The following is an 8,846-nucleotide window of genomic DNA, read 5'->3' as shown; positions in this document are numbered from 1 at the left end:
CATCTCCAAAATGTGGCCGTTTTCCGCCGCTTCCAACCGCTTCGAACACACAGATGGGTATCGAGGGCCTTCGAATCAAGCCGCAGCCGATTCGCTCATTGCGAGGCTTGGCGCATTCCCGCGTGCGTTCTAAAAACGGCCCCATGAACCTGCGCCATATCGAAGTCTTCCACGCGGTCTACACCACAGGATCGGTCAGCGCGGCGGCGCGGCTGCTTCATGTATCTCAGCCGGCAGTCACCAGCCTGCTGCGCCATGCCGAGAGCGTGCTGGGTTTTCCCCTGTTCGAGCGGACACGCGGGCGACTGGTGCCGACCGCCGATGCCCATGATCTTTACGAGCAGGCCGACGCCATTCAGGACAAAGTCCGCCAGATGCGCGAAACCGCACGCAACATGCGGCACGGGCGCGGCACGACTTTGCGGCTTTCCACCCTGCCGGCGCTGGGCATGGAACTCCTGCCCGAAGCGCTGGCGGGCTATCTGGCCCGCCACTCCGGTGTTTCGATCGAACTGCACACGATCCATCACGACGACATGGCCGACAAGCTGCGCGAGCGTGAGACCGACATGGTGATCTGCTACACTCCGCCGCGCGACGCTCTGGTGGCAAGCACGCCCATCGGCGGCGGCGAGATGGTCGCCTTCTTCCGCGAGGGAGACTTTCCCAACGCGCCAGAGCGGTTGCCGTTGTCCGCTCTGGCCGGTCGCTCGTTCATCGCCACGTCCGACAGTGGGCCGCAAGGCCGCGCGGTTGCCGACGAAATGGCACAACAGGCGATCGAGACAGATCCGGTGGGCGCATCGCGCACCTTTTTCGTTGCCGCCGCCATGGCGCGTGCGGGATTGGGCTCCACCATCGTCGACCTGCACACCGCTTTGGCCATGCGTGCGCCAGGAATGGCGCTGCGTCCTCTCGACCCGCCGCAGCCTTATCAGATGCACGCCGCCTATCTGGAAGCCCGTCCGCCATCGCGGCTCGCGCTCGATTTTCTGGATCATTTGCGCAAATGCCTGCACGATTATAAGTGAAGGTTATGGATCGAGCCCATATCGCGATGATTCAAGCCGAGAGGGCCATGGTATTGCCCCGTCACTGACAGACGGAAAGCGAGTTTCATGATCCCCGGCCCCTTCCTCCTCTACATCGGCGACAAGCGTAACCCTTTGGACATCAAGACCTCTCGCGGGCTGGCGACATTCCGGCGCGAGGATTGCATCGGCGAACTGCGCGAGGCGGACAATCCCGTGACCCTCGGCCTGCCGCGCATGGATGTGGCAGAGGCCGCCGCAAAGGGGGCAAGGGCACTTGTCCTGGGCGTCGCCACCAGCGGCGGTCGCATGGACGAAGCAATGATCCCGCATATTCTTGCCGCGCTGGACGCCGGGCTTCATGTCGTTTCGGGCCTGCACCAGCACCTTTCCAGCGATCGTCGCATACGCGAGCGGGCTGATGAACTTGGACGCCAGCTGATCGACGTGCGCGCCGCGCCGGAAGGACTGAAAGTGGGCACGGGTGCACGCCGCCCCGGTCGCCGTATCCTGACGGTCGGCACCGACTGTGCGGTCGGCAAGATGTATACCGCCCTCCACCTTGCCGACGCCTTGCGCGCTCGGGGCATTCCCGCTCGTTTCCGCGCCACCGGCCAGACCGGGGTACTGATCGCCGGCGAAGGCGTGGTGGTCGACAGCGTGATCGCCGATTTCATCTCCGGCGCCGCCGAAGCACTTTCCCCCGCGCGGGACAGCAATGTCTGGGACGTGATCGAGGGGCAGGGATCGCTGTTCAACCCTTCCTTCGCCGGCGTTTCGCTGGGCCTGCTGCATGGCGCGCAACCGCAGGCGCTGGTCATGTGCCACGATCCCGCGCGCCCGCACATGCGTGGGCTGCCGCACATGCCGGTGCCCGGCATCGCCGCCTGCATCGAGGAAAACCTGCGCAGCGCCCGACTGACCAGCCCCGATGTCGAATGCGTGGGCGTTTCCATCAATGGCTCCGGCCTTGAGCCCGCCGCGGCCGAGGACTTGCGCGCCGCGATCTCGGCCGAAACCGGCCTGCCCTGCGTCGATCCCGTGGTCACCGGCATGGGTTCCGTGGTCGACCGACTGGTCGAACGCTTTCCGGCAAGCGCGTCCTGACGTGAGCCGCAGCCTCTCTGCCGCAATCGCCCATCACCGCCTAGCACAACCCTTCGCCATCGCGCGCGGCACGCGTGAGGCTATCGACTTGGTGCGCGTGACTATCGCGCACGAGGGGCGTGAGGGAAGCGGCGAAGGCGCTCCCAATGCCCGCTACGGCGAATCCGCGCCCGATGTCCTGCAGCAGATCATGGCGATGGCGCCGAGCATCGCGCAAGGCATCGGGCGGGAGGAGCTGCTTGCCATGATGCCGGCCGGCGCCACTCGCAATGCCATCGATTGTGCGCTTTGGGATCTTGAAGCCAAGCTTTCCGGCGTGCCGGTCGCCACCGAAATGCCGGCAGCACTGGTGACCGCCGTCACCGTGGGTATCGCCTCTCCCCGGGACATGGCCGAACGCGCCCGCATGCTGGTCGCACGCCACGGCGCGGATGGCCCGCCGCCGCTGCTCAAGATCAAGCTGGATGGGCATCATGTCGAAGACCGGATTGCCGCGATCCGCGCCGCCGCGCCGGGTGCGGTGCTGATCGCGGACGCCAACGAGAGCTGGGACATGGCGCTGCTTCGGCGCGTGCTGCCGGCCTTGGCGGCGGCGCGCGTCCAACTGTTGGAACAGCCGTTGCCCGCCGGGCGAGACGATGCGCTGGAGGGCTTTCGATCCCCCGTGCCGCTTTCCGCCGATGAATCCGCGCATGTTGCCGCCGATGTCGCGCAGCTGCGCCGACGCTACGCCTATGTCACCGTGAAGCTGGACAAGTCCGGCGGCCTTACCGGCGCGCTGGCATTGGCGCAGGCCGCGCGCGATGCGGGCATGGGCGTGATGACCGGGTGCATGCTCTGCTCCTCGCTCTCGGTCGCGGCGGCCTGGCCGTTGGCGGCGCAGAGCCGCTTCGTCGATCTGGATGGCCCGCTATGGCTGGAAAGCGATGTCCCTGGGGGATGCCAAGTTGAGCAAGGAATGTTGCGCGCGCCCGATGCGCTTGGCTGGGGTCGCCCGTAAGGAAAAGGGCCGACGCACCGAAGTGCGCCGGCCCTTTTCCCGCAACAATCGCGCCGTTTACCAGCGGACGGAGACACCCGCGCGGCCGGCAACGCCGCTGGAGCCCGATCCGGTGACGCCTTCGACCTTGACGAAGGCAGACAGGCCCTGCGAAGCGCCCTGGATGCCCACTTCCCAGCGCGCGCGACCACCTTCGGAGGCATCGCGGAAGTAGAGGTCCTCACCGCCGGAAGACAGCGTGGCGCCCGGACGGCCGTTCAACTCGCCTTCGTAGTTCACGCCGACATAGGGCTGCAGCGCCCAGTCGCCCGACTGGGTTTCGATGCCCGCACGCACGCCGCCGCGGCCATAGAAGCTCTGGACATGATCGAACTTGGCACCGACGCCGCCGGTCGCGGCGAAACCGTCCAAATCGGCATCGGTCCACGAGGCGCTGGCCGAAGGCTCTACGAACATCGTGCCGGCGCGGATGTGGTAGCCCGCTTCGATCTCCACGCCATAGCTGGTGCCGTTCGACTTCGGCGCGCTGGCGCCGTTGCCAAGGTCGTACTTCAGCGAATAGCGATCCAGCTTGGCCAGCGCGTGGGCGAACAGGCCATCTTCGCTGCGGTAGCGAGCATAGAGGCCCACGTTCCCGCCGCTCAGTTTGATCTTGTCGCCCGTCGACTTCACCTTGCCGTCCTGCGAGACGTAGCCGCCGGTCACGCCAAGGCCCCAGCCGGTGCCATTGGCTGCCGAACGGCCCCAGTCGAGTCCGAACTGGCCGCCGAACCAGCTATCCCTCACGTCGAGGTTCGGCGCGAAGCTGGTCGCGGTGCCCAGCACGGTTGCCGAATAGAGCGGACGCGAGCGATTGGTCTCGCTGCCGCCCAGCACCTGACCCCAGAACGCCATGCCGTCCTGCGGCGAAAGCGCGCGCATCTGTTCCGACCAGGCATCGCCCGAACGGCGCCAGTAATGGCGCACTTCGGCTCCCGTACGGACAAGCTCGAAGGCCTGCGTGCTGGGCACGCCGACCAGATCGAGATTGCCCGCTGCGTCGGTGGCCAGCTGGTAATCGACGAAGCCCTTGTTCACAGCGCCGCCTTCCAGAACGAAGGCGCCGTTGGCGATCGATGCAGCGTTGACCAGACGGATGCCGTCAAAGTTGAACTTCGCGCCGGTGGCGCCGCTCAGGTCCTTGATGGAGATCGTGGTCGTGCCGGTCACGGCGCCGACGGTCAGTTGGTCCGCCGTCTGCGCCGCACTGGCGCCCACGGCCGTCGAACCCAAGTTGGCCTCCAGCACCACGCGCGAATTGCCGCTTCCCACGAAAGCCGCATTGCCCAGATCGAGCACATCGCCGGTGTGGCCGTTGACAAGGCTGATCGTCCCGCTGTTGCGGAAGGTGGAGACACCGGTCAGCTTCATCGTTGCGGCGGCGGCTGCCGCGGCGTTGATGTTCAGCGTGCCGCTGTTGATCACCGTGGCATTGCCCGCGAAGGTGCTGTCACTGCCCTGCGCATTCCAGGTGCCGGCGTTTGTCAGCATGGTGGAGGCCGTGTCGAAGGTCATGAAGCCGTTGATCGTGCCGTTGTTGGTCAGCGTGGCCGCACCGCCCGAAAGCGCAACGGCATGGTTGCTGGCCGCACCCACCGTGCCCGAAAGCACCACGGTCTGCCCACCTGCGGCATCCGAGAGAAGGCCATAGGTCGCGCCCTGCAGCGTGGCGGTGCTGCCCTGCGTCACCGAAGCGCTGCCGCCTGTGGTGATGGCAAGGCCCGCACCCGTCTTCGAGACGGTGGCACCGCCGCTTGCCAGCGTGGCCGAGACATTGCCGCTGGTCGAAGTCAGGAACACGGCATCGCCGCTCGCCGCCGAAACGCTGCCGCTGGACAGCCCGATCGCGCCGCTGTCCGACGTGGCGACAACGCCGCGCGAACCCGCGCCAGTAACGGCAACGCTGGTCAGGGCCAGCGTCTGCGCGCCCGATCCGGTCTGCACAGAAACACCATCCGAACCCGCGCCGGTGGTGGTCACGGTGGCGCTGTTGACGGCGATCGATCCGGCGCCGCTAGCGCTGGCGGCAATGCCGAGAGAATTGGCGCCGGTGGTCGAAATCGTGCCGAGGTTGGTCAGCGTGCCCGCACCGTCGACAACCGCGAAAGTGACGCCATTGGCGTTGTCACCCTGGGTCGAGACGCCGCCGGTCGTGGCGGCGGCGGCGGCCGTCACGGTCCCGGTCGAGCGTACTGCCGCAGCCGCGCTGGCACCCACGGTGAGCGAGGTCGTGCCCGACTGCGATCCCTGCACGGTTACGCCCGTGGCGCCGGTGCCGATCGTGGCGACAGAGCCGAGGCTGGCGGTGATGTCGCCGCTGGAACCGGTGCCGGTCTGGCCAAGGTTCACGCCGATCACATCGTCGCCCGCCGTCTGGACATCGGCCAGCGAAACCGAGATCGCACCATCCGTGCCGGTGCCGATGACCGACACGCCGGTGCCGCCCACGCCGTTGACGGCAACCGAGCCGGCATCCGCCAGCGTAATCGCGCCGCTACCGGAGAGATCGACGCCCAGAACCTCGCCACCGGTCGCGCTGACGGTGACATTGCCCAGTTGCACGTTCTGCGCGCCGGTAAAGCCGGTGGACTGGACGCCCACGGCGTTGCCAGCCGCCGAAACGGTCACATCGGAAAGCGCGTCGATCGCCAGCGCCGCGCCGTCCGCGGCCTGGATGCCGACGGCATCCGCCGTGCTGCTGGTGACATTGAGGCCGGCCGCAAGGTCAAGGCTGGCCGTACCGGTGCCGTTGGCCAGGGCCACGCCCGCCGCGCTGCCCACGCCGTTGACGGTCAGCAGGCCGCCCAGCGTCGCAGTCTGGTCGGTGCCGCCGTCGATCGACAGACCAAGGGCATCGCCGTTGGCACTGGTGACGGTGACGGGCGCATTGGCCGCCAGTTCGATGGCGCCGGTATCCCCGGTAAGATCGAAGCCGGTGGCCGTGCCGTCCGCAGAAACTGTGACGGGACCGGTGAGCGCGATATTTTGCGCGCCGGTTCCCGCAACCGACACGCCCGTGGCGCTGCCGCCTGCCGAGGCGGTATCATTGGCCACGCTCAGCCCGCCGCCGAAGGTGAACTGCGCGTCGCCCGAAAGCGTCGCGACAAGACCCGTAGCATTGGCGCCGTTGGCTGAAACCGTCACGTCCTTCGCCAGCGAAACCGTGGCGTCATTGCCGTCCAGCAACACGCCGGTGACCGATCCGCCGTTCGCAGTCACAGTGAAGGTGCCGCCGACATCGAGGCTGGAGCTGTCCGCCGCGGCCGACTGGCCCACGCCGACCAGATCGCCCGTCGTGCCCGTCAGATCGAACGCGCCGTCAAGGACGATGGTCTGCGCGCTACCTCCGCCTTGCTGGAAGCCTTGCTGCAGTTCGGTACCGGTGAAATCGCCCGCGATGGTCAGCGAGATGGGGCCCGTGGCCCCGCCCTGCAGCGCGCCGATGCCTCCGCCGGAACTGGCGACGATCAGATCGCCGTCAAAGCGCGCGTCCTGCGACGTGCCACCCACCATATAAGCGCCGAAGACCAGGTTGCTGCCGGCGGTGACCGAGAAGTCATCCGCCGAAGTCAGCGAGAGCGCGCCGCTGCCGCCCACGAAGGCGCCGGCAGCGTAAGTGCCGCCCTGCACGTTCAGGCCCTTGGCGAAATTCACCGCAACGTCGCCATCGCCCGACGCCATGACGCCGATGGCGGTATTGCCCGTGCTGGTCACCGCGAAAGCGTCCGCAGCCGTGATCGAGACGTTCCCCTGGCTGTCCTGCGCCTGCACGCCATAGGATGCGCCGGTGCCGGAAACGGTCAGTGCGCCATTCAGCGCAACGGTCTGGCTGGCGCCATCGCGAACGAAAATGCCATTGCCCTGACCGGCGCCGCCATCCACGGTGAGCGTGCCGGTGCTGGTCACTGCCAGCGCACCGCTGCCGCCGTCCAGGCTGACGCCCATGGCGCCGCCCGCGCCGACAACGGTAGCGCCATTGCCCAGCGTAACCATCTGGTCGGTGCCGTCCGCCAGCGCCACGCCGGTGGCCGTGCCCGTCGTGCTGGTTACGGCCAGCCCACTACCGGCCGTCACAGCCAATGCGCCGGTGCCGCCTTCCAGGCTGATGCCCGTAGCGTCCGCCGACCCCGACACGGCCGCGCCGTTGGTCAGCGTCACCGACTGAGCGGTACCGTCGGCCAGCGAGATGCCGGTGGCCGTCCCTGCCAAAGTGCTGACGCTCAGGCGATTGCCGAAGCTCACACCCTGCGCGCCGCTCGCGCCGGAGGTGGAAACGCCGGTGGCATCGCCGCCGGCCGCCGAAACCGTTAGCGCCGCGCCCGTACCGCTCACCGCGATGTCGACCGAACTGCCACCCGTTACGTCGATGCCGATCGCGCTGCTGGCCGTGCTGGTTACCGAGAGGCTGGCGCCGGTGAAGCCGACCGAGACGGCATCGCTCGCCCCGCTGAGCACCACGCCGCTGGCATCGCCAGCCGCGCCCACCACCAGGTCACCCGAATAGGCGGTGCCACCCAAGGTGGCGGGCGCAAAGGCGACCGTCTGCGTGGTGCCGCCGGAAACCGAAACGCCGGTGGCGGAGGTCGTGCCGGTAACGCCGACCGCCTGACCCGAGCCTGTCACGCTGACCGCACCGGTTGCGTCGGTGACGGCAAAGCCCGTGGCATCGGCACCGGAAACCGTGAAAGTGCTGGCGGCGTTGGCGCGCGTGGCGGCCATGGTCACATCGGTGCCCTGATCGACAGACATGCCCGTCGCGCTGCCGCTGGTGGAGGTGACCGAAAGCGCACCGGTATTCGTCAGCGTGCTGGCTCCGGCGGAGCCGTCGCCGATGACGGCAAGGCCGGTGGCGCTGCCGGTATTCGACGATACGGTGAGCGTGGCGTTGTTGGCAAAGACGAAGTTGCCGGCACTCGGCAGGGTGCCGATGCCCACCGCGTCGGCCGCATCCGTGGCGACCGATACCAGATTGGAGTTGGTGGCCGTCAGCGTACCGCCGCCGAGGCCAGCGGCTCTGAGACCGAAGAACTGCCCTGCCCCGGCCGAATTGACGGTAACCTTGCCCTGGTTGACGATGCTACCGTTGGTGCCGGTGATGGCAAGGGCCGCCCCGCCGCTGACGCCCCCGGTGGACGGTTGGGTCACGGTGACGGTGCCGTCGCTGGCATTGGTGATCGTAGCCGAACCGGTGCCGAGCGCAGCGGAAAAGGCACCCAGGCCGCCGGCGTTGACGGTGCCGTGGTTCACAATATCGGCATTGCCGATCCCCGAAGTCTGCGCCTGCAGACCGGTCTGCGTCCCGGTGATCTTCGAGCCGTTGCGCGCACCGATCAGGGCGTTGTGATCCACCGATCCATTGATGCTGACCGCAGTGGGCGTGCCGGTCGCGTTGACGACGGCGGTGCCGTAGATGTCGATCTTCAGATTGGCAGGCGTGCCATAAGTCGACTGGTCGTAGCTGATGCCATTGGCGAAATCGGTGCTGTCGCTGATGCACGATGCCACGTTGGGATCAGCCGAAGTATTCGGCACGCCGCAACTGGTGGGGACCACCGCCTGGGCGACGCCGGGTGCAAACATCACGAGGGTCAGCGCCGACGCGCCGGCCATGAGCTTGGTCTTCAAGGCAATTCTCCTGTTAGCGCATTTTCTGTTGGCCGGGTCCGCGC

Annotated in this window: 4 protein-coding genes; 3 read left to right on the top strand and 1 reads right to left on the bottom strand. The window is 67.5% G+C overall.

Going from position 1 to position 8,846, the window contains the following annotated elements; all coding sequences use genetic code 11:
- Positions 1 to 143: 143 nt before the first annotated feature.
- The 3 genes from WBP06_RS27860 (at position 144) to WBP06_RS27850 (ending at position 3,138) form a co-directional block, all read left to right on the top strand.
- Complete coding sequence (locus tag WBP06_RS27860) at positions 144 to 1,031, top strand: LysR family transcriptional regulator (protein ID WP_395335966.1); 888 nt, start codon at positions 144 to 146, stop codon at positions 1,029 to 1,031.
- An 87-nt stretch (positions 1,032 to 1,118) separates the two neighbouring features.
- Complete coding sequence (locus tag WBP06_RS27855) at positions 1,119 to 2,138, top strand: DUF1611 domain-containing protein (protein ID WP_395335964.1); 1,020 nt, start codon at positions 1,119 to 1,121, stop codon at positions 2,136 to 2,138.
- 1 nt (position 2,139) lies between these two features.
- On the top strand, positions 2,140 to 3,138 hold the full coding sequence (locus tag WBP06_RS27850; protein ID WP_395335962.1) for a dipeptide epimerase: 999 nt from the start codon (positions 2,140 to 2,142) through the stop codon (positions 3,136 to 3,138).
- Positions 3,139 to 3,195: 57 nt separating this feature from the next.
- Here WBP06_RS27850 and WBP06_RS27845 read toward each other — a convergent pair whose 3' ends face one another.
- On the bottom strand, positions 3,196 to 8,802 hold the full coding sequence (locus tag WBP06_RS27845; RefSeq protein ID WP_395335960.1) for a hypothetical protein: 5,607 nt from the start codon (positions 8,800 to 8,802) through the stop codon (positions 3,196 to 3,198).
- Positions 8,803 to 8,846 lie beyond the last annotated feature (44 nt).

The sequence above is a fragment of the Novosphingobium mississippiense genome (assembly GCF_044029535.1).
Taxonomy (GTDB): domain Bacteria; phylum Pseudomonadota; class Alphaproteobacteria; order Sphingomonadales; family Sphingomonadaceae; genus Novosphingobium.
Note: the sequence above shows the minus strand (reverse complement) of the source record. Positions and strands in the feature narration are given on the sequence as shown.

Bases quoted from the DNA above. Each gene is read 5' to 3' on its own strand.
- WBP06_RS27860 (WP_395335966.1), top strand. From the start codon at position 144: ATGAACCTGCGCCATATCGAAGTCTTCCACGCGGTCTACACCACAGGA.
- WBP06_RS27855 (WP_395335964.1), top strand. From the start codon at position 1,119: ATGATCCCCGGCCCCTTCCTCCTCTACATCGGCGACAAGCGTAACCCT.